This window comes from Rhodococcus sp. IEGM 27 (assembly GCF_033142305.1).
GTDB classification, from domain to species: Bacteria; Actinomycetota; Actinomycetes; order Mycobacteriales; family Mycobacteriaceae; genus Rhodococcus_F; species Rhodococcus_F oxybenzonivorans.
In genome coordinates this window covers 251369-274571 of the sequence record NZ_JAWLSG010000007.1, presented here as the reverse complement: position 1 = coordinate 274571, position 23203 = coordinate 251369, and the positions used below count along the sequence as shown (strand labels likewise).

General features: G+C 67.2%; 20 protein-coding genes and 1 tRNA gene. 8 read left to right on the top strand and 13 right to left on the bottom strand.

The window, feature by feature from the left end; all coding sequences use genetic code 11:
- Positions 1 to 58: 58 nt before the first annotated feature.
- Together R4P95_RS24410 and R4P95_RS24405 are read right to left on the bottom strand one after the other, a co-directional pair.
- Positions 59 to 1513, bottom strand: coding sequence for an SDR family NAD(P)-dependent oxidoreductase (locus tag R4P95_RS24410; RefSeq protein WP_213572299.1), 1455 nt, complete (start codon positions 1511 to 1513; stop codon positions 59 to 61).
- A 72-nt stretch (positions 1514 to 1585) separates the two neighbouring features.
- Positions 1586 to 1671, bottom strand: a tRNA-Leu gene (locus tag R4P95_RS24405).
- A 107-nt stretch (positions 1672 to 1778) separates the two neighbouring features.
- On the opposite strand from R4P95_RS24405, the gene R4P95_RS24400 reads away from it, so the two are divergent.
- Positions 1779 to 3131, top strand: a complete 1353-nt coding sequence (locus R4P95_RS24400; protein ID WP_213572298.1) for a M20/M25/M40 family metallo-hydrolase — start codon at positions 1779 to 1781, stop codon at positions 3129 to 3131.
- A gap of 33 nt (positions 3132 to 3164) precedes the next feature.
- Positions 3165 to 3695 carry a YbhB/YbcL family Raf kinase inhibitor-like protein gene (locus tag R4P95_RS24395; protein ID WP_213572297.1) on the top strand — a complete coding sequence of 177 codons (531 nt, stop codon included), beginning with the start codon at positions 3165 to 3167 and terminating at the stop codon, positions 3693 to 3695.
- A gap of 82 nt (positions 3696 to 3777) precedes the next feature.
- Here R4P95_RS24395 and R4P95_RS24390 read toward each other — a convergent pair whose 3' ends face one another.
- The 3 genes from R4P95_RS24390 to R4P95_RS24380 are packed head-to-tail and all read right to left on the bottom strand — an operon-like array spanning position 3778 to position 6109.
- The gene (locus R4P95_RS24390; protein ID WP_213572296.1) at positions 3778 to 4848 is read right to left on the bottom strand and encodes a quinone-dependent dihydroorotate dehydrogenase; all 1071 of its coding nucleotides are present in this window, start codon (positions 4846 to 4848) and stop codon (positions 3778 to 3780) included.
- Between the two features lie 10 nt (positions 4849 to 4858).
- On the bottom strand, positions 4859 to 5098 hold the full coding sequence (locus tag R4P95_RS24385; RefSeq protein ID WP_109329507.1) for a DUF5703 family protein: 240 nt from the start codon (positions 5096 to 5098) through the stop codon (positions 4859 to 4861).
- On the bottom strand, positions 5099 to 6109 hold the full coding sequence (locus R4P95_RS24380; RefSeq protein ID WP_317744663.1) for a hypothetical protein: 1011 nt from the start codon (positions 6107 to 6109) through the stop codon (positions 5099 to 5101). It lies immediately after the preceding gene.
- A 182-nt stretch (positions 6110 to 6291) separates the two neighbouring features.
- Between R4P95_RS24380 and R4P95_RS24375 the strand changes: the two genes are divergently transcribed.
- The gene (locus R4P95_RS24375; protein WP_317744665.1) at positions 6292 to 6645 is read left to right on the top strand and encodes a hypothetical protein; all 354 of its coding nucleotides are present in this window, start codon (positions 6292 to 6294) and stop codon (positions 6643 to 6645) included.
- 13 nt (positions 6646 to 6658) lie between these two features.
- On the opposite strand, the gene R4P95_RS24370 is transcribed toward R4P95_RS24375, so the two are convergent.
- The 5 genes from R4P95_RS24370 to R4P95_RS24350 form a co-directional block, all read right to left on the bottom strand.
- Positions 6659 to 7531 (bottom strand): heme ABC transporter ATP-binding protein, encoded by an 873-nt coding sequence (locus R4P95_RS24370; RefSeq protein ID WP_317744667.1) that lies wholly within the window; start codon positions 7529 to 7531, stop codon positions 6659 to 6661.
- Positions 7528 to 8598, bottom strand: a complete 1071-nt coding sequence (locus tag R4P95_RS24365; protein ID WP_317744668.1) for an iron ABC transporter permease — start codon at positions 8596 to 8598, stop codon at positions 7528 to 7530. The genes R4P95_RS24370 and R4P95_RS24365 overlap by 4 nt, the downstream gene beginning before the upstream one ends.
- Positions 8595 to 9635 (bottom strand): hemin ABC transporter substrate-binding protein, encoded by a 1041-nt coding sequence (locus R4P95_RS24360; protein WP_317744671.1) that lies wholly within the window; start codon positions 9633 to 9635, stop codon positions 8595 to 8597. The genes R4P95_RS24365 and R4P95_RS24360 overlap by 4 nt, the downstream gene beginning before the upstream one ends.
- Complete coding sequence (locus tag R4P95_RS24355) at positions 9632 to 10318, bottom strand: biliverdin-producing heme oxygenase (RefSeq protein ID WP_317744672.1); 687 nt, start codon at positions 10316 to 10318, stop codon at positions 9632 to 9634. Before R4P95_RS24355 ends, R4P95_RS24360 begins: the two co-directional genes overlap by 4 nt.
- Before the next feature lie 95 nt (positions 10319 to 10413).
- Entirely contained in the window at positions 10414 to 11343 is a 930-nt protein-coding gene (locus tag R4P95_RS24350) for an aldo/keto reductase (RefSeq protein WP_109329521.1), read from the bottom strand.
- Positions 11344 to 11584: 241 nt separating this feature from the next.
- On the opposite strand from R4P95_RS24350, the gene R4P95_RS24345 reads away from it, so the two are divergent.
- The 5 genes from R4P95_RS24345 (at position 11585) to mshC (ending at position 16011) form a co-directional block, all read left to right on the top strand.
- Complete coding sequence (locus R4P95_RS24345; protein ID WP_213572290.1) at positions 11585 to 12430, top strand: undecaprenyl-diphosphate phosphatase; 846 nt, start codon at positions 11585 to 11587, stop codon at positions 12428 to 12430.
- Between the two features lie 40 nt (positions 12431 to 12470).
- On the top strand, positions 12471 to 13169 hold the full coding sequence (locus R4P95_RS24340; RefSeq protein WP_159921985.1) for a histidine phosphatase family protein: 699 nt from the start codon (positions 12471 to 12473) through the stop codon (positions 13167 to 13169).
- Between the two features lie 104 nt (positions 13170 to 13273).
- Positions 13274 to 13867 (top strand): DUF3090 domain-containing protein, encoded by a 594-nt coding sequence (locus R4P95_RS24335; RefSeq protein ID WP_159921987.1) that lies wholly within the window; start codon positions 13274 to 13276, stop codon positions 13865 to 13867.
- 3 nt (positions 13868 to 13870) lie between these two features.
- Entirely contained in the window at positions 13871 to 14674 is an 804-nt protein-coding gene (locus R4P95_RS24330; protein ID WP_109329529.1) for an SCO1664 family protein, read from the top strand.
- A gap of 92 nt (positions 14675 to 14766) precedes the next feature.
- Positions 14767 to 16011, top strand: coding sequence for a cysteine--1-D-myo-inosityl 2-amino-2-deoxy-alpha-D-glucopyranoside ligase (gene mshC / locus R4P95_RS24325; RefSeq protein ID WP_317744673.1), 1245 nt, complete (start codon positions 14767 to 14769; stop codon positions 16009 to 16011).
- A gap of 64 nt (positions 16012 to 16075) precedes the next feature.
- On the opposite strand, the gene R4P95_RS24320 is transcribed toward mshC, so the two are convergent.
- The 3 genes from R4P95_RS24320 to R4P95_RS24310 are packed head-to-tail and all read right to left on the bottom strand — an operon-like array spanning position 16076 to position 23078.
- Positions 16076 to 20248, bottom strand: a complete 4173-nt coding sequence (locus tag R4P95_RS24320) for a TIGR02680 family protein (RefSeq protein WP_317744674.1) — start codon at positions 20246 to 20248, stop codon at positions 16076 to 16078.
- A complete protein-coding gene (locus tag R4P95_RS24315) occupies positions 20245 to 21630 on the bottom strand; it encodes a DUF2398 family protein (protein ID WP_317744675.1) in 1386 nt (461 codons plus the stop codon). Before R4P95_RS24315 ends, R4P95_RS24320 begins: the two co-directional genes overlap by 4 nt.
- A complete protein-coding gene (locus R4P95_RS24310; protein ID WP_213578044.1) occupies positions 21627 to 23078 on the bottom strand; it encodes a TIGR02677 family protein in 1452 nt (483 codons plus the stop codon). The genes R4P95_RS24315 and R4P95_RS24310 overlap by 4 nt, the downstream gene beginning before the upstream one ends.
- Positions 23079 to 23203 lie beyond the last annotated feature (125 nt).

The window sequence follows — 23203 nt, the reverse complement described above, 5'->3', positions numbered from 1 at the left end:
TGTACCAGTGTCCTTCGGCTGTGTTGATGCTCTCTGGCGCGCCGGATGGGGTGCTCGGTCACCAGGGGGAGGGTTCGTAATCCTTCAGGAAGCAGCCGTGCAGGTCGACGCCCTGCTCACCCTGCACGATCGGGTCGTACACCCGCGCCGCGCCGTCGACGAGGTCCAGGGGGGCGTGGAAACCCTCGTCGGCCAGCCGCATCTTCGTGTAGTGCGGTCGCTCGTCGGTGATCCAGCCGGTGTCGACCGCCGTCATGAGGATGCCGTCGTCGAGCATTTCCTTGGAACTGGTCCGCGTCAGCATGTTCAGCGCTGCCTTCGCCATATTGGTGTGCGGATGCCCCGGTCCCTTGTATGCCCGGCTGAATTGACCTTCCATCGCCGAGACGTTCACCACGTACTTGCGCCGGGCGGCGGCCGCCGCCATCGCGGGTCGCAGCCGGGATACCAGGATGAACGGCGCTACCGAATTGCACAATTGCACTTCGAGCAGCTCGATCGGGTCGACCTCCTCGACGGTCTGGACCCAGCTGTTCGTGTGCGCGAGATCGGGCAGGAGACCCCCGGCGTCGATGGCGAGACCCTGCGCGATGCGATCGGGGGAGGCGGATTTGGCGACGAGTGCGAGGGAGCTGACGGATTCCGGTGCCATCGCTGCACCGGCCATGGCCGACACGTCGGACAGGGAGCCGGCCAAAGCCGCCGGGTGCGCGTCGCTGGTCTTTCCGAAGGTCAGGACGTCGGGAAGAACACCGGCGGGCAAGGCGCCCGATTCCGCGTCCGCCAGTGCGCTGTAGGCGCCGGGGGAGCGCCGCACCGTCTGGGCGGCATTATTGATGAGAATGTCGAGGGGGCCCTGGGCGGCAACGGAATCGGCGAGAGCGACCACCTGCGCGGGATCGCGGAGGTCGATACCCACCACCCGCAGACGGTGGATCCAGTCGGCGCTGTCCTCCATCGCCTTGAACCGTCGGATCGCGTCGTTGGGGAACCGTGTGGTGATCGTGGTGTGCGCGCCGTCGCGGAGCAAGCGCAGCGCAATGTACATCCCGATCTTGGCGCGACCACCGGTGAGGAGCGCCCGGCGTCCCGTGAGGTCGGTGCGTGCGTCCCTCTTCGCGCGGCTCTTCCCGGCGCAGTCGGGGCACAGTTGGTGATAGAACGCGTCGACCCGCGTGTACCGCTGTTTGCAGATGTAACAGGGGCGGGGACGGATCAGCGTGCCCGCGGTGGCGCCGTCGGCGTTCGACGTGAGCGGAATGCCGGCGGTCTCGTCGTCTATCCGATCAGGCGACCCGGTCGCCGTGGAAGCGACCACCCGGCGGTCCGCCTCGGCGACGGCATCCCGGGCGGCGAGTCGGCGCCGCTTCTTCAACTTCTTGAAGAGATGGCCCACGGCGCGCTGCACGGTGACCGAATCAGGGTCGGATTCGTCCAGACTTGCGGCCTGATCGAGAACCCGCAAACAGATCTCCAGATCTGCCGGATCGATTGCCGTCGCTGTTTCACCCATCGAACTTCGCCCTCTCACGAAGAAGGCCCCGGTTCGATGAACCGGGGCCTTTTCGTCTGTCTCAACTCAGAGTGTCCGAGGGGGGACTTGAACCCCCACGTCCGTTAATAGGACACTAGCACCTCAAGCTAGCGCGTCTGCCATTCCGCCACTCGGACTCGCACCCATTTCCTGGGCGCTGGGAAAGACTATCTGATGAAGCGCCACGGCCCAAATCGCCCCTTTCACCTGAGCGTTTCCGGTGGCGCGGTGGTAGGAAAGTGAAGTGCCGACTACACAGGAAACGCCAGGCCGGGGTCGCGCCGAAGCCGAGGTCGTCGAGCTCGTCAGCTCACTGATCCGCTTCGACACGTCCAACACCGGGGAACTCGCCACGACCAAGGGTGAGCGTGAGTGTGCTGAGTGGGTCGCCGCTCAGCTCGAGGAAGTGGGATACGAGACGGAATACGTCGAATCGGGGGCGCCGGGACGCGGGAACGTCTTCGCAAGGCTGAAGGGGTCGGACCCCACCCGCGGTGCGCTGATGTTGCACGGTCACCTCGACGTCGTGCCCGCCGAGCCCGCCGATTGGCGCGTCCACCCGTTCGCCGGCGCCGTCGAGGACGGCTACGTGTGGGGCCGCGGCGCCGTCGACATGAAAGATATGGTCGGCATGATCCTGGCGGTGGCCCGCCAGTTCAAGGCCGAGGGAATCGTTCCGCCGAGGGATCTCGTGTTCGCGTTCGTCGCCGACGAGGAGGCCGGGGGCAGATACGGGTGCCAGTGGCTCGTACAGAATCGTCCCGACCTGTTCGAAGGTGTCACCGAAGCCGTCGGCGAGGTCGGTGGGTTCTCACTCACCGTTCCGCGCCCGGACGGCACCGAGCGGCGGCTGTATCTGGTGGAGACCGCGGAAAAGGGTCTCGGCTGGATGCGTCTGACGGCTAAGGGCAGGGCCGGGCACGGCTCGTTCCTGCACACCGACAATGCCGTCACCATTCTCGCGCAGGCAGTCGCCCGCCTGGGTGCGCACACCTTTCCGCTGGTCATTTCCGATTCGGTCGCCGAATTCCTCGCCGCTGCAGGCGAGGAAACGGGCCTCGATTTCGATGCGACGTCGCCCGACCTCGACGGCACCCTGGCGAAACTGGGCAGTATCGCCAATATCATCGGCGCCACGCTGCGGGACACCGCGAACCCCACCATGCTGTCCGCCGGCTACAAGGCCAACGTCATCCCGCAGACCGCGGAGGCCGTGGTCGACTGCCGCATCCTGCCCGGTCGGCAGGCCGAGTTCGAGGCCACCGTCGACGAGCTGATCGGGCCCGACGTGCAGCGGGAGTGGATCACCAACCTCGACTCCTACGAGACGACGTTCGACGGTCACCTGGTGGACGCCATGAACGAGGCGATCCTCGCGCACGATCCCGGTGCGCGGACCGTGCCGTACATGCTGTCCGGCGGCACGGACGCCAAGGCATTCGCCAAGCTGGGCATCCGATGCTTCGGCTTCGCGCCGCTGCAGCTGCCCCCCGACCTCGACTTCAGTGCCCTGTTCCACGGCGTCGACGAACGGGTACCGGTCGACGCACTACTGTTCGGAACGCGTGTGCTGGAGCACTTTCTGCTCCACAGCTGATCCATCGCCCATTCGCGACAAGAGAGGAACCGCATGTCCTACGACCCGTACGAAGCACTTCCCGACCTGCCGAGTTTCGAGCTGACCTCCGCCGACGTCACCGACGGGCAGCCGCTGAAGAAGGATCAGGTCAGTGGAATCATGGGAGCCGGCGGCTTCGACAACTCGCCACAGCTGTCGTGGTCGGGATTTCCGCCCGAGACGAAGAGTTTCGCGGTCACGGTGTTCGACCCGGATGCGCCGACCGCGTCAGGTTTCTGGCACTGGGTGGTGGCGAACATCCCGGCGGACTGCACGTCGTTGGTGAACGGTGCCGGTGACGACGACGGTACCGGGCTCCCGAATGGCGCGATCCAGCTGCGGAACGACGCCGGACAGCGCCGCTTCATCGGGGCCGCCCCGCCCGAGGGGCATGGCCCGCACCGCTACATCGTCGCCGTCCACGCTCTGGACGTCGACACCCTCGACGGCGTGAGCGAGGATTCCACTCCGGCATTTCTCGGATTCAACCTGTTCTCGCACGCCATCGCCCGGGCGAAAATCACCGGCACCTACGAGCAGTAGGTCAGACAAGCAGCAGGTCGGAAACCGGTGGCCGGCGACTTCTCGCGGAAGTCGCCGGCCACCGGTCGTTGAGGCACCCGTATCAGCGGACGACTCCCGCGCCCACCGCGTCCGCGATGCTGTCGAAGCCGGCGTCGCGGACCTTGCGCGCCAACCCCTTGTGGATACGGCGCGCCCAGAACGGTCCGCCGTAGATGAAACCCGTATATCCCTGGACCAGCGAGGCCCCGGCCAGGATGCGTTCCCAGGCCTGCTCCGTGGTCTCGATCCCGCCCACTGAGATCAGCACCAGCCGATCGCCGACCCGCGCGTGCAAGCGGCGCAGAACTTCGAGGGACCGTTCCGCGACCGGTGCGCCCGACAGCCCACCCGCCCCGATCGCGGTGACCTCGGCTTTCGGCGTCCGCAGGCCGTCGCGCCGGATGGTGGTGTTGGTGGCGACGATCCCGGCGAGGCCCAACTCGACCGCGAGATCAGCGACGGCGTCGACGTCATCGTCCGACAGGTCGGGGGCGATCTTCACCAGGACAGGAACGTTGACGGTCTCCTGAACTGCGCGAAGCAACGGCCGCAGCGACTCGACAGCTTGCAGGTCGCGTAATCCCGGTGTGTTGGGTGAACTGACGTTGACTACCAAGAAATCGGCAAGGGGCCCGAGAAGCCGCGCACTTGCTGTGTAGTCGGCGGGCGCTTCAGCCGCGTCGACGATCTTGGTCTTGCCGATGTTCGCCCCGATCGGAACACTCGCGCGTCGCTGCCGGAGATGGTTCGCGGCATTGCCTGCGCCGTGGTTGTTGAACCCCATTCGGTTGATCAGGGCGCGGTCGGCGGGCAGCCGGAACAAGCGGGGAGCTGGGTTGCCGGGCTGAGCCTGCGCCGTCACGGTTCCCACCTCGGCGAAACCGAATCCGAGGGGACCCCACGCGTCCACACCGGTGGCGTCTTTGTCGAAGCCGGCGGCCAGTCCCAGCGGGGCGGGGAAGTCCAGTCCGAACACGGTGTTCTTCAGCACCGGATCATTGACCACGAGGACCTTGCCGACCAGCTGGCGCAGCGGGGTGACGCCTGTAGCCAGGCGCATCGCCGTGAAGGCCAGATGATGAATGCGCTCCGGGGGAACGAGGAACATCAGCCGCAGGAGCAGGTGATACAACGGGATCTCCCTAGATAGCCGGGTCGGGAACATGGTGGGTGGTCTTTCGTCGTTTGAGCAGCACGCGCCGGCTGCCGTCGGAGTACAGCCGCACGCGCGAGAGCTCCCAGCCACCGAACTCCGCCTGTATGGCGAGTCTCATCGACGCACTGACGCGGGTGACGTCCGGTGGCAACCGCAGTGGCACGTACTCGAAGTCTTCGGACTCGATTTCCCAGCCGGAGGGGAGACGGCGTGAATGCGACGACATCTATGAGCTCCTCGTCGGTATCTGCTGCAACCCGTCACCCGTGCCGGAACCGATGAGTAGATCACCGCTGACGGTGTCCACCGCGATCGAGTTGGGCTGGCGGACCGTGGGATAGCGTGCGGTTTCCACCCCGACACCGCTGGCGAGGTCGTACGCGACCACCTCGTTCGTACCGGTCGACGTGACCCATGCCCGGTTGGTCTCGTCGTCGTAAGCGACGCCGTAGGGCGCATCTCCCGCCGGAAACCGCTGGCGCAGCATCAGAGTGTCCGTCGTGTACGCCAACAACTCGTCACCGGCCGTATCGGTCACCAGAATGCGGCCGAAGTGATCGGTGGTGAGTTGAGTCGCACCTTCACCGGCGCGAAGAGCGGCACCGAGGGAGGATTTCGGAATGTCGACTTCCGTGACGGAAGTTTGACCGCGGTCGAGTGCGGTGAGCGACTCGCCGACAACGGCCAGCGCATCTACCGAAGTCAGTCCGTCGATCACTTGTGTCTCGGCGCCCTCGCTGCCCGTGATGTGAATTTCGCCATTGCCGAGTCCTACGGCCAGCCGTCCGTCGGGCAGCTGCGCCACCGACCGGACGTCCCCGTCCGCAGGGACGGAGTCGAGCTCGGCGGATCGGAGGTTCAGCCGTCCCACCTGGCCATTCATGGCGAGCAGTGCAGTTCCGCCGGGGGCGAGGGACACCTGGGTCACGGGCTCGTTCAACCGAATCGAACGCGGTGCGGCGCGGAGGTCGCCGCCGGCGAACAGAAGAACTTCCCTCCGGTCGCCGACCAGGACGACGGCGGTACGCGTGTCGGGGTCGATTGTGACCGACTCGATAGGTTGCCCGATCGGATGGACGACACCGGCAGGCGTCGTGGCCTGAGCGGGTGACTGAGCTGCACTGGCCGGCGCGATCGTGACTGCTTGATCCTCGTCGTTGCTCGAAGAACAGCCCGTGACCAGCAAAAATGCCGCTCCGACGCACGACGCGACGACGCGCGCTCCAGGTCTGCCCATGCGCTGCTCCTCGGGTTTCTCTTCTGTCCGTACCTGCACAACTGTCCACCAAGCATCCCTGATTCGCGAAACACCGGGCAAAGCGGTCGGTGCCCAGCGCGTCGCGAGGCGATACCGTAGGGGCTATCGACCCCACGTGCGGTTGTTCCCGACAACCGGACGAGGTCATCGAGGAGAACACCGTGGAACTACCCGAAACACCGACGTTCACCGTCGAAGACGTCTCGGTCGGCCCGCACGCGCACGGCTTCGGTCGCACGGCAGAGGGGAACTCCTATGCCTTCCGGGTACGGAAGAGCACCCTGTTCGTCGAGGTGTACCGGGCGGACGTCGAGACGGATGTGCCGGCACCGGACGACATCATCGCGACGGCTCGTCGCTCGATTCGCGAGATCGATCTGACCGACGAACGCTCCATCGTCGCGGTGGTGCGAGATGCGGTAGCCGCCCCCGATTCGGTTGTCGTCGGACAGGACGACGGCAGAACGGTCCGCGCTGTACTGGGCCGCCTCGGCGCCGTCATCGACGGACTCTGACACCCGTACGGCCTCAGCGTCGGTCACGTCGAGGTAGCACAAGGGGCGTCCCGGTTTCCGGGTGCGCGATGACCTCCACGGGATGGCCGTAGACGCGGGTCAGAAGTTCCGGGGCCAGCACTTCCCGGGGTGGGCCGTCGGCGGCGACGCGGCCGTTCTCGAGCACGACGATCCGGTCTGCATAGGCGGCGGCGAGCGCAAGGTCGTGCAGCACCACCACCACAGCGGTGCCGGAGCGGGCACGGTCGCGTGCAAGCCGCATCACTGTCTCCTGGTGACCGAGGTCGAGCGCTGCGGTCGGTTCGTCGAGCAGAATCGTCTCCGTGCGCTGAGCGAGCACTCGTGCAAGCGCGACGCGAGCACGCTCACCGCCGGAGAGAGCTGTGAAAGGTCGATCGGCGAAGGGCTCCACATCGCAAATTCTCATCGCCTCGGCGACTGCGGTGACGTCCTCGTCCGACCGGGACGTTCTGGCCCACGGGGACCGGCCCATTGTGATGACCTGGCGTGCGGTGAACGAGAATCCCACCGTGTTCTGCTGGGGGAGTACGGCGCGGCGCTGGGCCATCTCGAGGGGCGTCCACGTGTCGACGTCCCGGTCGTCGAGGTGGACGGTGCCCGACTGCACGTTCTGATCGCCCGACAGCGCCGCGAGGAGGGTGGATTTGCCGGCGCCGTTGGGTCCGACGAGGACGAGAACCTCCCCGACGCGCACGTCCACCGAGACCTTGTCCAGCACGGGTCGTCCCCCGCGGTGGACGTCGATGTCGACCGCGCGCAGCGTTACCGCGCCCGGGCGCGGTAACGGTGGAACCGGATCGGTCCGGCGGAGGAAGTTCTGCGCGAGAGCTTCCCGGATTCTCGTCCGCAGATGGCTGGGGCTCATGCCCAACCGCCCTGGCGGGCACGGGTACGGCGGAGCAGCCAGAAGAAGAACGGTCCACCGACCAGCGCCGTCAGCATGCCGAGGGGAAGGTCCGCGTTGGCCACCAGGGACCGCGCGCCCAGGTCGGCGAGGAGGAGCACCAGCGACCCGCACAACGCGCTGGCCGGAATGAGCACTCGGTGCCCCGGACCGACGGCGATACGCATGAGATGGGGTACCACCAGGCCGACGAACAGAATGATCCCGGTGAAGGCCACGCTCGACGACACCAGCAGCGCGACGATGAGGACGGCGATCAGGCGCAAACGCTCGACGTCGAGTCCCAGATGTCGCGCTGCGCTCTCACCGAGCGAGAGAAGGTCGAGTTTTGCCGCGATCGCCATGGTCGCGGCGATACCGGCGACGGTCATCGGCGCCACTACCGCGACAGCGCTCCACGTGGCGCCGTTGAGGCTTCCCAGTTGCCAGAACACGATCTGGTCACGGGCGGCCGGCGAGGCAATGAAGGTGAAGAAGGCGATCAGTCCGCCCGCGAAGGCATTGACCGCGACGCCGGTGAGTACGAGGGTGACCACCTCGGTGCGGCCGTCGTGGCGGGCGAGGACGTACACGGCGACGGTCGTGATGAGTCCGGCGATGAACGCGGACGCGGCCACGGTCCACCCGGCCGCGAACGCCCCGCCGACGACGATGGCGGCACTGGCACCGACGGCTGCCCCGGCGGAGACCCCGATGACGCCCGGCTCGGCCAGAGGGTTGGCGAAGACGCCCTGCAGGAGAGCACCGGCGCAGCCGAGGGCCGCGCCGACGAGGATCGCGAGGACGACCCGGGGGAAGCGGACCTCCCACAGCGTGACCTCACCGCTGGGATGTGCGGGGAGGGGGCCCAGGTCGAGTCCTACGCGGTGCGCGATGCTGCCGAGCACCTCGCTCGGTCCGGTGGGCACCTGGCCGATGCACGCGGAGAACACTGCGGCGACCGCGAGCGCGATCAGCAACCCGGCCAGCACGATGCCGGTGCGTGTTCGAGAAGAAGCCTGAGCTGGTGTGACGGTGCCGAGGCTCATCGATCGGCCGGCTGATAGACGGCGTCCGCCAAGGCGTCCAGCACACGACCGGTGTTGGGTCCGAAGCTGAGAAGCACCCCGTCCTGCATGTCGACGACACGCTGGTTCTTTCCTGCCGGGGTCTGCGCGACACCGGGAATCTTCGCGAGTCCGTCGATCCCCCCGATCGATTCGAGGCCACCCGTCATCATCAGGATCACATCGGGTGCCGCGGCGATGAGGGCCTCGCTGGTGATGGGCGCGAACTGCTGGGTGATTCCGGAGGCCGTGCCTGCGTCGACGGCTCCGAGGGCCTCGATCAACGAGTCGGCCCCGGATCCCCGCCCGCCGATCATGGTGATCGCGGTGCCGCGCAGATAGAGGAAGGCGATCTTCACCGGATTCTCACCGTCGGGCGCCCGGCTGCGGGCCGCTGCGATCTCGTCGTCGGTGCGGGCAGCGAGTTCGGCTCCGCGCTCGGGCACACCGAGCGCGTTCGCCACCGCGATGATCTGCGGGGACACGCCGGCGAGGGTGCGCGTCGGGTCGAAGTAGACCACCGGAACGCCCGCCGCGCGCAATTGATCCTGAACGCCTTTAGGTCCGATGCTGGTGTCGGTGAGAATGACCGTCGGCGCAAGGTCGAGTACTGCCTCGGCGCTGAGTGACTGGCCGCCCGGCGTCACCACCGGCACATCGGCGGCGGCGGGGAACTCGGCTGCGATGTCGCGGCCGACCACGTTGTCCCCGAGTCCGAGAGCGAAGACCGTTTCTGTCAGGGTGCCGTAGCGGTCGGCGGTCACGATACGGCTCACGTCGTCGATCGTGACGTCCACGCCGTCGAAGCTGCGGACCGTAGTGGGCAGCACCGGTGCGGCCGTCGACGCGACAGGTTGCGGATCGAGATCGTCCAGCACCGCGGTGTGCGCGCCGTGTGGGACCGTCCCACCGTCACCGGTTGCGGATGTGCACGCGGAAGCGCCGACGGTGGCGACGAGCACCACTGCCAGTACTGCGAGAACTGATCGGGGAGTGCGCGTGCGGACCACGGGCCTCACCGCGCGAGGTAGTTGTCGATGTCGGCTTCGAGATCGGCGAACAGGTCACCGTTGAGTCGATACGCGAGGTTCACCTCGTCGATCACCCGTTGCTGATCGGCCGCGGACAACGGGGCGGCGTCGAGTTTCGCGCGGTACGCATCCTTGAACAGTTTCGGTTTCGGGATCTCGTCGAAGATGTAGAACCGCAGGCCGTTCTCGGTGTATCCATATGCTCGTTCGAGCATCCGGCGAATGATCTGGCCACCGGACAGATCGCCCATGTACCGAATGTAATGGTGCGCAACGAAACCGGCGGGCCAGTCGTACGCCACCTCACGCAGCCGCTCGAGGTACCGGGTGGTGGCGGCGAGCGGGGACACGGTGTCGCGCCACGACGAACCGCGCAGGTAGGCCAAATCCGCTTCCAGGGCCGGCACGCGTATCAGCTTCTCGGACAGAAACGGTGAGGCCACCGGATCATCCGTGTGGGTGCGTCCGGCCTCTTCCAATTCGCGGTAGACGAGATAGGTCTGGGCAAGCAGTTCGGCGTAGCCGTCCGAACTCAACTCTCCGGCGAGTAACGCTCCGACGAACCGGGACTGTTCGGTCTCGCGGTGAGCGGCGTCCGTGCCGTCCTTGATGCGCTCGGCGAAACCGACCGCTCGGCGATCGGCCGCGTCGGCCTCGTTCAGCGTGGTCATGAGCTCTCCTGCATCTACGACGTCGACCGTTGAGCACCAGGTTAGCCTGGCCTGCTTTGTCGCGGCATTCGCACGGAGGGCGTCCCACGGGCCCCTCAGGCGCTGACGTCGTCGAGGGCCGCCGAGATGGCGGGCGGCAATTCGAGTTCCTCGGCGACGAGGACACCGGTCAGCTGGGCGATGTCCCGGGCGCCGACCACCGCGCTCGCGACACCGGGACGGTCCCGTGCCCACGCGAGCGCGACCGCCAGCGGTGAGGTCCCGAGCCCGTCCGCGGCGGTGACAACGGCATCGACGACACCGACCGAGGAGTCGGTGAGGTAGTTCTGCACGTCCTGGGAGTGCGCGTCGTCGGCCCCGCGGGAGTCGACGGGAATCCCGTTCCGGTATTTACCGGTCAGGACGCCGCCCGCAAGGGGCACCGCCGCGAACACCCCGATCCCGTGATGTGCGGCGGCAGGGAGGAGTTCCTCTTCGACCCCGCGCGCGAGCAGGGAGTACTCCACCTGCGTGGCGACGAGGGTGGTACCGCGAGAGGCTCCCGCAGCGGTGGCCAGCTGCCACCCGAGGTAGCCGCGGGCGCCGACATAACGGACGCGGCCACTCGAAACCGCGAAATCCAGTGTCGCGGCCACCTCGTCGACCGGGGTGAACGGATCCCAGGTGGCGACCTGCCACATGTCGAGGTAGTCGGTTCCGAGTTCGCGGAGGGTGGCATCGAGTTGAGCGAGCAGCCCTCGGCGCGAGCAGTCGACCCGCAAGGGGCCGTGCGGGTTGATGCCGGCACTCGAACTCAGGACGAGTTCGGTTCGGGGTACCACGTCGTCGAGCAGTTCCGCCAGAATGCGCTGCGCTGCACCGTCACCGTAGGCGGGCGAGGTGTCTACGAGGGTGCCGCCGGCATCGACGAAGGCCGCGATCTGCGCGGCGGCTTCGTCGCCGTCGGTGTCGCGTCCCCAGGTGAGTGTGCCCAGGCCGAGGCGTGACACCCGCAGACCACTTGCTCCGACCGATCTCTGTTCCATAACCGCCTGCGTCTCGTGCTGTTTCCCCGGACGGCGACTGCCACCCGGGACGGGCCACCACAGGAGCAGAGTAGTGGTGTCGCGTGGAACCGGCCGTCCTGCCACGCCGGATTCTGCTGCGACCGGGGCCTCCCGGTACCGTGGCGCCGGTGAATGACGAACGCGACATGGGAAATTGGCGTCCTGACAGCAGATTCGAGGCCTCGCGGGCCGGTGTGCTCCACCTCGGGACGGGTGAGTGATGGGGGAGGCGATGTCGTGGCTCCAGGCGATCGTCCTCGGAGTCGTCCAGGGGTTGACGGAGTTTCTGCCCATCTCCTCGTCCGGCCATCTGCGGATCGTGTCCGAGGTCTTCTTCGGTGACGACGCAGGCGCCTCCTTCACCGCCGTCACCCAGCTCGGCACCGAGGCGGCCGTTCTCATCTACTTCGCACGAGACATCGGCCGGATCGTCGTCGCGTGGTTTCGCGGATTGCTGCATCCCGAGCATCGAGGTGACCTCGATTACCGGATGGGCTGGTACGTGATCCTCGGCACCCTTCCGGTCGGAATTCTCGGCTTCCTCTTCAAGGATCAGATCCGCACCGGCGCACGTAATCTCTGGCTGATCGCCACCATGTTGATCGTCTTCGCGCTCGTCATCGCAGCGGCGGAGTACTACGGACGCAAGGTCCGTCCGGTCGAGGACCTTCGCGCCAAGGACGGCATCATCATGGGTTCGGCCCAGGCACTCGCGTTGATCCCCGGCGTCTCGCGGTCCGGCGGCACGATCAGCGCGGGCCTGTTCCTCGGACTGACCCGAGAAGCCGCGGCGCGCTATTCGTTCCTGCTCGCCATTCCGGCCGTGGTCGCGTCGGGTCTGTTCAGCCTCCCCGACGCCTTCGAGCCCGCGGGGGAGGGCCTCAACGCGAGCGGTGCCCAGTTGCTCGTCGCGACGCTGATCGCCTTCGCCATCGGGTACGCCTCGATCGCGTGGTTGCTCCGCTTCGTCGTCGACCACTCGATGTACTGGTTCGTCGGCTACCGGATCATCCTCGGCGTCGTGATGCTGTCACTCCTGGCAACCGGTGTCGTGTCGGCAACCTGAGATCGGGCGGACGGCGGGTGCACGACACTAGGCTGGGCCAATGACTGTTGTCCTGCTGCGCCATGGGCGGTCGACCTCCAACACCGCACGCACGCTCGCCGGCCGGTCGCCGGGAGTCGAACTCGACGACCACGGCCGGGAACAGGCAGAGGCGGTTGTCGCCAGGCTCGCGGACGTCGTGATCGAGGAAATCGTGCACTCACCGTTGTTGCGGTGTGAGCAGACGGTGCAGCCACTCGCGCGGGCGCGGGGACTCACCCCGGTGGTCGAACACCGGCTCGTCGAGGTCGACTACGGCGACTGGACCGGCCGTGAACTGAAGGCCCTCCTGGAGGAGCCGCTGTGGAAGGTCGTCCAGCAACATGCGTCCGCCGCGGTGTTCCCGGGCGGCGAGGGCCTCGCCCAGGTGCAGGCACGGGCAGTCGCAGCCATCCGTGAGCACGATGCCCGGCTCGCGGAACGGCACGGCCGGGACGTGGTGTGGGTGGCATGCTCGCACGGTGACGTGATCAAGGCGGTGCTCGCGGATGCGCTCGGCTCCCATCTCGACGGCTTCCAGCGGATCGTCGCCGAACCCGCGTCGATCAGCGTCGTCCGCTACACCTCCACCCGGCCGTACGTGCTCAAGATGAACGACACCGGCCACGACCTGTCGGCGGTCAACACTCCACCGGCGTCGGGGGACGGTGCCGCCGCCGAAGTTTCGGGGTCGGTCCCCGGCGGGGAGGTTCGCCTGTAACGATTGACGGATAATGAACGGGGCACGCTGCTAGGAAGAGTCCCAGACGGATCAACGAGTGGGCAGCGCCGCAGAAGGGCCCGGCTCCAGCTGAAGGAGGTGCAATGTCACGCGCAATTCACGTATTCCGCACTCCTGACCGGTTCATTGCGGGAACGGTGGGTGAGCCCGGCGACAGGACGTTCTATCTCCAGGCGGTTCACGAGACACGTGTCGTCAGCGTGTTGTTGGAGAAGCAGCAGGTTCAGGTACTCGCGGATCGGATGGGACTCCTGCTCGAGGAAGTACACCGCCGGTTTGGTACGGAAGTACCACCGCAGGGCGCCGAACTCGACGACGCGAGCCCGCTCGTCACCCCCATCGACGCCGAATTCCGGGTCGGAACCATGGGGCTGGGGTGGGACGCGGACGCCGGAGCCGTCGTCGTGGAGCTGCTGGCCGTCACCGAGACCGAGTTCGACGAGTCCGTCGTTCTCGACGACTCCGAGGACGGCCCGGATGCCGTACGGGTCTTTCTCACCCCGTTGCAGGCCAGGGACTTCTCGCTGCGTTCCGAACGAGTCATCGCCGCCGGCCGGGCGCCGTGCCCGCTGTGCGGGGAGCCGCTGGCGCCGGAGGGTCACATCTGTATCCGCACCAACGGATACCGCCGCGGCCACAGCTTCGGCCTCACCCCGGAAACGGACGAGGAGGACTGACAGTTGCCCGCCGAGGAGTCGGATCCTCTGGAGTTCGGCGAACTGACCCTCATCGGCCAGATCACCCACGCCAGTAACGCGACATTGGTCTGTGATGCGGTAATCGGTGAGACCGCGGTCCGGTGTGTGTACAAACCGATTCGCGGGGAGCGGCCGCTGTGGGACTTCCCCGACGGAACCCTCGCCGGCAGGGAGTACGCGTCGTATCTGGTGTCCGAACAGCTCGGATGGGGTGTGATTCCGCGCACTCTTCTTCGGGACGGTCCATTCGGACGGGGGATGGTGCAGCAATGGGTGGACACGGCCGACCGCCACGGAGACGACCGGCCCGGACTTGATCTGGTCGACATCTGCGCGCCCGGCGCAGTGCCGGACGGTTGGTTCGAAATTCTTCGCGCCAGCGACATGGATGGCGAGCCGGTGGCCCTCATCCACGCCGACGACCCCAGGCTGCAGCGTATGGCGGTCCTCGACGTACTCATCAACAACGCCGACCGCAAGGGTGGGCATGCGCTCGAAGGACTCGACGGTTCCGTGTACGGAGTCGACCACGGCATCTGCCTGCACAGGGAGAACAAATTACGGACCGTGCTGTGGGGGTGGGCGGGGACGCAGGTGCCGGGTGCCCTGGTGGTCGACATCGCCGAACTGATTCCCGCGCTCGAGGGCGACTTCGGTGCGCGGCTCGCGGAGCACATCACCTCCGCCGAGGTCGCGGCCCTCTACGAACGGGCGGTCGACCTGCTCGACGCCCCCGTGATGCCCCGTCCCAACGGGCACCGGCCGATCCCGTGGCCCGCATTCTGAGACGTGCGTGCACGACCCAGGAATCCGGGTTGCCCGGCGACGGGCGGCGGCTCCCTCGAGGGCGGTGACGCCGGTCCACTAGGCTCGCATGCATGCAGTCTTGGTCCGATACCGCTGTCCCGTCCGTCCCTGGCCAGGGTCCCCCTCTGCGGTTGTTCGATACCGCTGACCGGCAGGTTCGACCGGTCACCCCGGGGCGCACGGCGACCATGTATGTGTGCGGTATCACCCCCTACGACGCCACCCACCTCGGCCACGCCGCCACCTACCTGACATTCGATCTGGTCAACCGGCTGTGGCGTGACGCAGGCCACGAGGTGCATTACGTCCAGAACGTCACCGATGTCGACGACCCGCTGTTCGAGCGCGCCGCCCGTGACGGCGAAGACTGGGTCGTCCTCGGCATGCGGGAGACGGCGCTCTTCCGCGAGGACATGGAGGCCCTACGGGTCATCCCGCCCCGCGACTACATCGGCGCGGTCGAATCCGTCAACGAAGTGGTCGAACTCGTCGAGAAATTCCTCGCCTCCGGTGCCGCGTACATCGTCGACGACGCCGAATTTCCCGATGTGTACTTCCGCACCGGTGCCACCGAGCAGTTCGGCTACGAGTCCGGATACGACCGCGAGACGATGGAGAAGTTCTTCGCCGAGCGCGGGGGAGACCCCGACCGCCCTGGAAAGGAAGACCCCCTCGACGCCCTGGTGTGGCGTGCCGCCCGCCCCGGCGAACCGTCGTGGCCGGCAACGTTCGGGCAGGGTCGTCCCGGCTGGCACATCGAGTGTTCGGCTATCGCCCTCAATCGCATCGGCTCGGGCTTCGACGTGCAGGGCGGAGGCAGTGACCTGATCTTCCCGCACCACGAGTACTCGGCTGCACATGCCGAATCCGTGACCGGCGACCGTCGCTTCGCACGCCACTACGTGCACACCGGGATGATCGGTCTCGACGGTGAGAAGATGTCGAAGAGCCGTGGCAACCTCGTGTTCGTGTCGAAGCTGCGGGGCGAAGGCGTCGACCCCGCCGCCATCCGGCTCGGACTGCTGTCGGGGCACTACCGGCAGGACCGTCCGTGGACCGAGCAGGTACTCGCCGACGCGCACACCCGGCTGAAGCTGTGGAAGGACGCGGCCGCCCTCGAGTCGGCGCAGTCGGCCACGGACACGATCGCCCGGCTGCGTCAGCATCTCGCCGACGACCTCGACACCCCGAAGGCCCTCGACGCACTCGACGGATGGGCCCGCCGCGCGCTCGATCACGCCGGTTCCGACACCGATGCCCCGCGCCAGTTCGCTGCAGCGGTCGACGCACTGCTCGGCGTCCGACTCCACCCGTGAGTACTTCTTAACAAACCGAGGTTGAGAAGTACTCACGGTGGGGAGTGCCCCAGGTAGTCACACCTCACACCTCGGCGAATTCGAGCCCGCCCTCGACGGGGGAGGGCACTCGTCGACGCAGGGGTGATCCGAGTGCCCGCGCCAGATCGGTTCCGTCGTGTTCGGCGAGCAGTTCGCCGTCTGCCCATACCAGCAGTGCGGCGCTGACGCTGTGTTCCGCCGTCGAGTGCGCGAGGTCGTAGTGCGCACACCCCGGGACCCCGGCATACGTGATCCAGAGGTCGTACCCGGTCATGAACAGGTCGAGGTCGAACTGGACGCTCAAACCGAGGAGTTCACCCCGACCGTTGTCGTCGACGCCGGCGAAGGCCTCGTCCAGGGCGAGAAGTCGCGGTGCGTGTGGATCAGCGGAGTCGAGCATCACGTGGGCGGCCGCGAACAGCGGCAGGTGGAGCGACACCGATTGTTCACCGCCGGAGAGTGCACTGTGCCGGGCGACGGTGAGGCGGTCTTCGCTGCCGTCTCCGCCGACGAGGGTGAAGGAGAACACCCGCCACCTGCGGTAGTCGAGTGCGGAGGCGAGGATCTCGGGGTACGAGCGTTCGGGGTGCGCGGCCCGGGCGGTGCGAATCTGGGCCGCGAAATGTGCACGCATGGCGGCGAGATCGTCCGGACTCAGCGCGGACGCGTCGCGATCGAGCAGCTTCGAGATGGCGCGGGCGTTGTCGTCGAGGTTGTCGGCGAGAACCCAGTGCACGCCGATCGTGTTACCGGAAGACATCCGCCGCTCGCGCATCTCCGAACCCATTCGCGCGATCAGGTCGCGGGCGTCGACGGTACGTTCGTGGATCTGCTGCGCGAGTCCGGTGAGGAGGGCGTCCTCGAGTATGCGTCGTTCCGAGTCGGTGAGGAGGAGTTCCTGATCGGCCCGGGCAGCGGCGATGCGGGACGCGAACGCACCCACCGACGAGTAACCCTGATCGTCTTGGACCTGTACCACGGTGAGCCCGTCGGGTGCATCCCAGTGCACGCGGTAGTCCTGACCCGCGGATGCGAGGCCGGCGTCGAAGTCCTGCAGGGCTGTGGTGAGCGCGGTGCGGGTGGACTTGCGTGCCGCCTCGCTGACTCGCACCGCGTCGGTGGCCGAGTCCAGCGCGCTGTACAGGGCGAGCACCTCGGCGGGCAAGACCTGTGCTGTGTTGTCCGCGTTCTGAATTCGGTAGACGAGCTGATCCGCGTTCATCCAGGCCGCAGGACTCGCCGGCCACACGTGCTCGGTGTCGACGCCGAGTAGTTCGAGGAGGTCGCGTCGTGCGTACGGGGCCAGGCGCGCCGCATCGTTGTGGGTTTCGGTGAGCGCGATGCGCAGGGTGGCAACTGCCGCCGCGTAGGCGCCCTCGGCTTTGCCGATCGCCTCTCCCGCATCCTTGTCCGCTTTGCGGGCCTCCCGCTGCCGCTGCTTGCACGCCTCGATCCGGGCATGCGCTTCCTCGAGCTGAGCATCGATGTGCTCCGCGCTGGCGCCGAGGCTCTCACGGAGGGTGTCCAGCCGTTGGACCTGTGTTGCGAGACTCTCTTCGGCGATGGCCGCCTCCTCGGCGAACTCCTCCGCGTTGCCACGTGCCTCCGCGAGCCGCTCGTGCGTTTCCCGCGTGTGCTCGAGTTCCTTGAGATGCTCACGCCGACAGCGCAACACCAGCTCGCCCTGCTTCTCGAAGTGCCGGATGGCTGCGGCCAGTGAGTCGATCTCGCGTGCCACGTGTGGAGTTCGGTGGGTGACGGCCGCCGTGCGCAGCTGCTTCTCTTTGGCCGACAAGTCGGCGATGGCCTGATCGAGATCGCGATCCGCCGCCGCGGACGCCTCGGTGCGTGAGCGGAGCATCCCCGCATTCTCGGTCACCGATTTGAGTGCGCGGAGAACCGATGCGGTGCGGGGCAGTGACCGGCTGGTCGTGGCGACCTGAGCGAACAGCGCCACGGCCTCCGCCTCTGCGGTGCGGGCGTCGGTCAGCGCTGCCTCGGACTCGTCGATGGTCCGATCGAGTTCGGCGATGCGGGCCGCACGTCTGCGCGCACGTGCCGTCGCGCCGATATACTCCGCGTCGCCCTTGGCATGCGAACCCTGTTGTACGCCTTGCCTATACCCGCCCGCACCATCGACGGCGACCGTCGTGCCGGACACCGAGGCGCTGTCGGGCACGACGGCGATGGACTCGAGGACGGCCTGCACGCGATCAGCGGGGACGCCGGTGTCGGGCTCGACCTCGAGGACGTCGGCCAGGGTGGGACCGTCCGGGCGATCGCCCGTCGGCAGTGGCAGCAGAAATTGCTCGGACTCGGTGTCCGGCAGCGGTCCGTCGCCGCCGAAGATCCACCCGTCGAGGAGGTTGGCGGCCTGTAGCGCGGACTCGACGCCGGTCGCCGCTGCGGCCTCCACGTTGTCGCGGAAGCGGACGAGACGCCACAGTGGTGCGCCGGGCAAGTCCTTCCGCGACCCCGTTCGGGCCGCGAAGGGCGCCGGGGCGTCGTCGTGCTCGGCGGCAACCTCCGCACGGGTGGCCCGCAGGTCGCTGATCCGCTCGGTCAGGGTCGTAATGTCCGATTCGGCGCGCCGACGACGGAATTGGAGCGACTCGACGGCGTCGGCGGTATGTGCGGTGAGCACTTCGGCCAAGGTGGGTGCGTCGTCGTCACCGACTCGGTGCAGCGCGGCGTCGAGTGCGTCGAACAGCGATGCGGGCACTCCGAGGGAGGTGTAGAGCGGCGCATGTTCGACCCACCAGGACCGCAGGGAGACGGCGGTTTCGCTGCGTGCGAGCTCGACAGCCGCTTCGGCTTCGAGGACCGCGGCCCTGGCCTGCTCGAGTTGCTCGCGACTGCGACGTGCTGCGGCGTCGGCGCGGGTTCGTTCGGTGGCGGCTTTCTCGACCGTGCTCAACGCAGCCCGCACGGCCCGCACGTCGCCGTCCCGCTCCTCGGCGTGCCCGTGCAGCGCCGCAGTCAGCTGGGCGGAGCGGGCACCGGCGGGCAGTGGGGTCCACGTGATGCCGGCGTCCTCGGCAGCGACGTGCAATTCGTCCTCGGCGCGCGCGAGCGCCTCCACCAGTTTCGCGACAGCGGCGTCGGCCCGTTCGGCTTCCTCGGTGCGCTGCGACAGCGTGGCCCGCGCTTTGGCCGCCTTGTCGACCTGTTGCTCGGTGGCCTTCTCGAGAGTGGCCACGGCTTGGGCGAGATCGTCGAGTTGTGTGCGTCCCTCGTAGGCGGTGGAACGCTTGAGGGCGTCGAGATTTTCGGTCGCCTGATCCAGTGCCCGCTCGGCGTCGATGAAGCCCTGCTCGGCCGCTTCGCGTGCTTCCCGGCTGCGGGTCTGTTCGGCCGCAGTCTCCCGTAATGCGGCAATCCCGTTCTCGACGGCGTCGAGTCGCCCGGCCAGCTGGTCGACGTCCGAACGCGCCTGTTGGCGCAGGTACTTGGTGTACACACTGATGAATCGTTGGGTTGCCCCGTCCGCCGCGGCGAGGCCTTCGAGGGCACGTCCGACTTCTTCCATGTCGCTGAACGAACGGGCAGCCTCGAGGACCAGTTGCTCGTCGAGGGGGCGCAGACCGTCGGTCAAGGCCTGGGACAACCCCTTGGGATCGAGGTTCTTGGCAAGCTGTGGACGTCGGAGGGTGAGGATCAGATTGATCAACTGGTCGTATCGCTCGGCGCCGAGGCCGAACATGCGTGCATCGATCGCAGCGCGATAGTCCACCGGCCGATCGGTCAGACAATCGGTTCCGATCTGCTCGCCCAACTGCTTCTTCGTCAGCGGGCGATCGTCTGCGCCGAGCAGGGAGAAGTCGACGCCGACGCGACCGTCGGCGACGAAATACCACCGGGTGACCTTGTCGTTGGACCTCGTCGCGCGCATGCCGATACCGACCGTCACGGCTTCGGGATCATCCTTCGGCCCTCGACAGAACTCCATCCACACATACGAATACGCGCTGTCCTGGCCCCGGTAGAGAAGGTTCGACTTCATTGTCCGCTCCTCACCCGCAAATGGATTGAGGCGCCGCGGTTCGATGCGGCCGTCGAGGACGAACGGGAACAGGACTTCGAGCGCCTTGGTCTTGCCCGACCCGTTGGGTCCCCGCAACACCAGTCGTCCGTCGGCGAAGGAGAACTCCTGGTCGCGGTAGTCCCAGAGGTTGATGATTCCGGCACGGGTGGGCCGGAAGCGCGCGCTGGTCATGCGAAGGTGTCCTTGCTGTCGTTCGAGGAATGGGGGAACAGATCGATTTCGGGGGTGCGGTCGCGAATGTTGACCACGACTCCGCGATATCGCGCCAGCGCCGGTAGTACGAGAATCCCGCCGGGAACGGCGGCGACCAGGCTGAGGCGGTCGAGCAGTGCGACTGCGGCACGTCCCAAACCCTCGGGATCTGCCTGCCACCCGGCAGCGAACGTCTTGCCGAATTGATCCACCAGTGACGCCATGGTCAGTCGAATCCAGCTGTCCTCGACGAATGGATACGCAACCGGTTCGGCGGCCGGCAGCGTCGCCGCGTTGGCGGGGGCATCTGTGGCCAGGCTGTCGAAGATTCCGGACAGTGGAACGGCACCGTCCAGCTGCTCGATCAGAGCTGTCGCCTGTCGGTCGGGCACCGGCAGCTGCACCGGTTCGGCCCCGTCGGGATCGAGCAGGTGATCCGCGAGCTCGCCCGCCAACAACAACGCGACCTGCGCGACGGTGCCGGTGCCCGGAAACCGGATGTCGGACAGGCGTCCCGACGAGTCGATCAGGGCGACGCCCTCACGCCGCCTTTCGGCGACCAGTCCGGTGAGAAGTTCGACGTCGGCTGCCGTTCGAGGGAGGGCGAGCTGCAATTGTTCGTCCTCTTCGAGTTCGGCCGCGTAGACGACGGGACGCTCGATGAGGGCGCGTCGGACGCGCCGAGCTACTTCCTTGGTTTCGACAGCGCGGTCGAACGCGGCGGGATCGGAGTCGCCTCCGCGCCCGGAAAGAAGTTCACGGACCGACCGGAGATGCTGGAGAGCGCGGGACGGCCGGAACAAGGCGATGACCACCGAGCGGTCGATGTCGTACAGCGCCTCACCCGCATCAGGATTGGCTGCCCAGCTACCCGCGTCACCGTCGGCCAGCGCTATCGCGCCCCGGGTCGCGAGCCAGCCGACCGCGTCGACGAAGGCGTCCCGGTCGGCGGCCCGCTCGGTGGCGAGTTCGATGCCCTCGACCTGCGCCGCGGAGGCGGCCACGTGGTCTGCAAGTTCGGAAAGGGTGATCTGATTGCCCGCCCGCCCGAGGGCGGCCAGTGCCAGTGCAAGGTATGCATAGCGGTAACGGTCGAACGTTCGATCCGTCGCGGTCTTGGCCGGGGCCCCGGCGTCGAGTCGATCGGCAATGGTGAACAACCGCGCGGTGGTTTCGGTGACCTCGAGTCGATATCCGAACAGATCGAGCAGGTCATCGCGTAACTCGGTGGCCCACCGGCGGAGCAGCGGAAGCGCGATCCGATCCGGGTAGGTCGGTGTCACCATATGATTGGACAGAATGATGCGGGCCGCCCGCTGGTAGGAGTCGAGCGCGAGCGGCGGTATCTCCCGTGCCCTCACTGGACCGTCACCCGCAGTCCGTCGAGGTGGAGCCGGCCGCGGGCCGTGTGTACCACCGTCGATTCCGAATGGGGAGTCAGGGTGAGTTTCACCCCGTTACCGGATCCGGACGCGCCGCCGACTTTCCCGCTCACGGGGACACGAGCCGTCAACGCAGCGTCGAGCAGGCTGAGAAGAACATCGGTTTCCGCGTTGTCGAGCACCCGTTCGTGCACTCCTCCCGACGCGAGCGATTTCGCCGCCGAGGCTCGGGCCCGCTGACCAGCCAGCTGCTCTTCTCGTAACCGTCTGATGCCGGCGTCGTTCCGCTGGACACGGGCGGGGGCGCCGGGGGAGGGCGCACGTCCCGTCTCGGCGAGCGTGCGGGAGATCTCGACGGGCGGTGCCTCCCACCACGACCGTGAGTCGGGAATGATGTCGGCGTCCGGGTGCACCATGGACAGATGGCGGGGACGGCCGAGGTCGAACACGGCGCGGAACAGCGCGTGCGCCGCCTCCTCGGAAGGTGTGGCAGCGAACCAACCGGCGAGGTGCCGCAGCTGGCTTTCCCGGCTGACGCCTCCCCGCCGCGTCTCGGTGACCCGGCGTAGAAGCGACAACACGGCGGCGATAGCGCTCATGGTCCCTTCCCGGAGCCGTTCCGACTCACTCGGCCCGGACTCCGGTGGCAGAAACCAGTGCGTGAGGCCGTTCCATCGTGCCCGCCAGTCGGCTTCCCGCTCGGCGGGCGGCAGGAATACCCGCTCGTCGCTCATCGCGGCCCTCCGGAGGAGGTCGTCGATCCCGGTGTCCTCGACCTCTCTGATCGCTTCGGCCAGTTTCGGTGCGTAGCGGGACAAGTCGGAACTGAACTCGCGCATGTGGGTGAGGAGCGCATCTTTGTGGGACAGGAATGTTTCGGGCGTGATTTCGGTAGTGCGCACCAGATCGCCGAGTGTGAGATAGAAGTGAGCGGCACGGGTGGCCATGTCGGACAGCGTGGCGTCGAGGCGACTGAGTTTTCGGAAGATCACGTCGTTGTCGGCGACCCTGTTGGCGGCAGCGAGTTCCTTCATGTCCGCCAGCAGTTCGGGCAGAGCGAGCCGGGAAAGTGAGGCGTCGTCGAGGCGGGCGGCGAGGACCTCCTCGACGGCCCGGAACACTTGGTAACCGGCCTGGCTGAACTGGTAGACGAAGTGCCGATTTCGGTACTCGGCGAGGCTGGCGGCCCGCGTTCCGTCGTAGCTGCGTTCGAGAACCTCCCATACGTGGAGTTGCTCGAGCAGGGGAGTGACCTCGGCAGGGGAGAGCTGCCCGGACGCGTCGTCGGCGGCGATGCGTCCGAGGATGGTGGCCACCTCTGCGGCATGCAGGAGCACGACGTAATTGGCGCGGGCATGGTCGAATGCCCGGAGCACCCACAGATACTCGACGCGTTTCTCGGCGGTGGCGAAGGAGAACAGCTTCAACCGATCGTCGCGGACTAGGAGATCGGGGAGTGGCCCCTCGGGACGCGACCACTCACGGGAGTTGCCTGATTCGCTCACCGGAACAGGTTATGCGGTCGTGTACCCAGTGGCCGAACGCCGTGCCG

Coding starts and splice junctions, on each gene's coding strand:
- R4P95_RS24410 (WP_213572299.1), bottom strand. CDS start 1,513: ATGGGTGAAACAGCGACGGCAATCGATCCGGCAGATCTGGAGATCTGT.
- R4P95_RS24395 (WP_213572297.1), top strand. CDS start 3,165: ATGTCCTACGACCCGTACGAAGCACTTCCCGACCTGCCGAGTTTCGAG.
- R4P95_RS24385 (WP_109329507.1), bottom strand. CDS start 5,098: ATGTCGTCGCATTCACGCCGTCTCCCCTCCGGCTGGGAAATCGAGTCC.
- R4P95_RS24380 (WP_317744663.1), bottom strand. CDS start 6,109: ATGGGCAGACCTGGAGCGCGCGTCGTCGCGTCGTGCGTCGGAGCGGCA.
- R4P95_RS24370 (WP_317744667.1), bottom strand. CDS start 7,531: ATGAGCCCCAGCCATCTGCGGACGAGAATCCGGGAAGCTCTCGCGCAG.
- R4P95_RS24365 (WP_317744668.1), bottom strand. CDS start 8,598: ATGAGCCTCGGCACCGTCACACCAGCTCAGGCTTCTTCTCGAACACGC.
- R4P95_RS24355 (WP_317744672.1), bottom strand. CDS start 10,318: ATGACCACGCTGAACGAGGCCGACGCGGCCGATCGCCGAGCGGTCGGT.
- R4P95_RS24350 (WP_109329521.1), bottom strand. CDS start 11,343: ATGGAACAGAGATCGGTCGGAGCAAGTGGTCTGCGGGTGTCACGCCTC.
- R4P95_RS24345 (WP_213572290.1), top strand. CDS start 11,585: ATGGGGGAGGCGATGTCGTGGCTCCAGGCGATCGTCCTCGGAGTCGTC.
- R4P95_RS24340 (WP_159921985.1), top strand. CDS start 12,471: ATGACTGTTGTCCTGCTGCGCCATGGGCGGTCGACCTCCAACACCGCA.
- R4P95_RS24335 (WP_159921987.1), top strand. CDS start 13,274: ATGTCACGCGCAATTCACGTATTCCGCACTCCTGACCGGTTCATTGCG.
- mshC (WP_317744673.1), top strand. CDS start 14,767: ATGCAGTCTTGGTCCGATACCGCTGTCCCGTCCGTCCCTGGCCAGGGT.
- R4P95_RS24320 (WP_317744674.1), bottom strand. CDS start 20,248: ATGACCAGCGCGCGCTTCCGGCCCACCCGTGCCGGAATCATCAACCTC.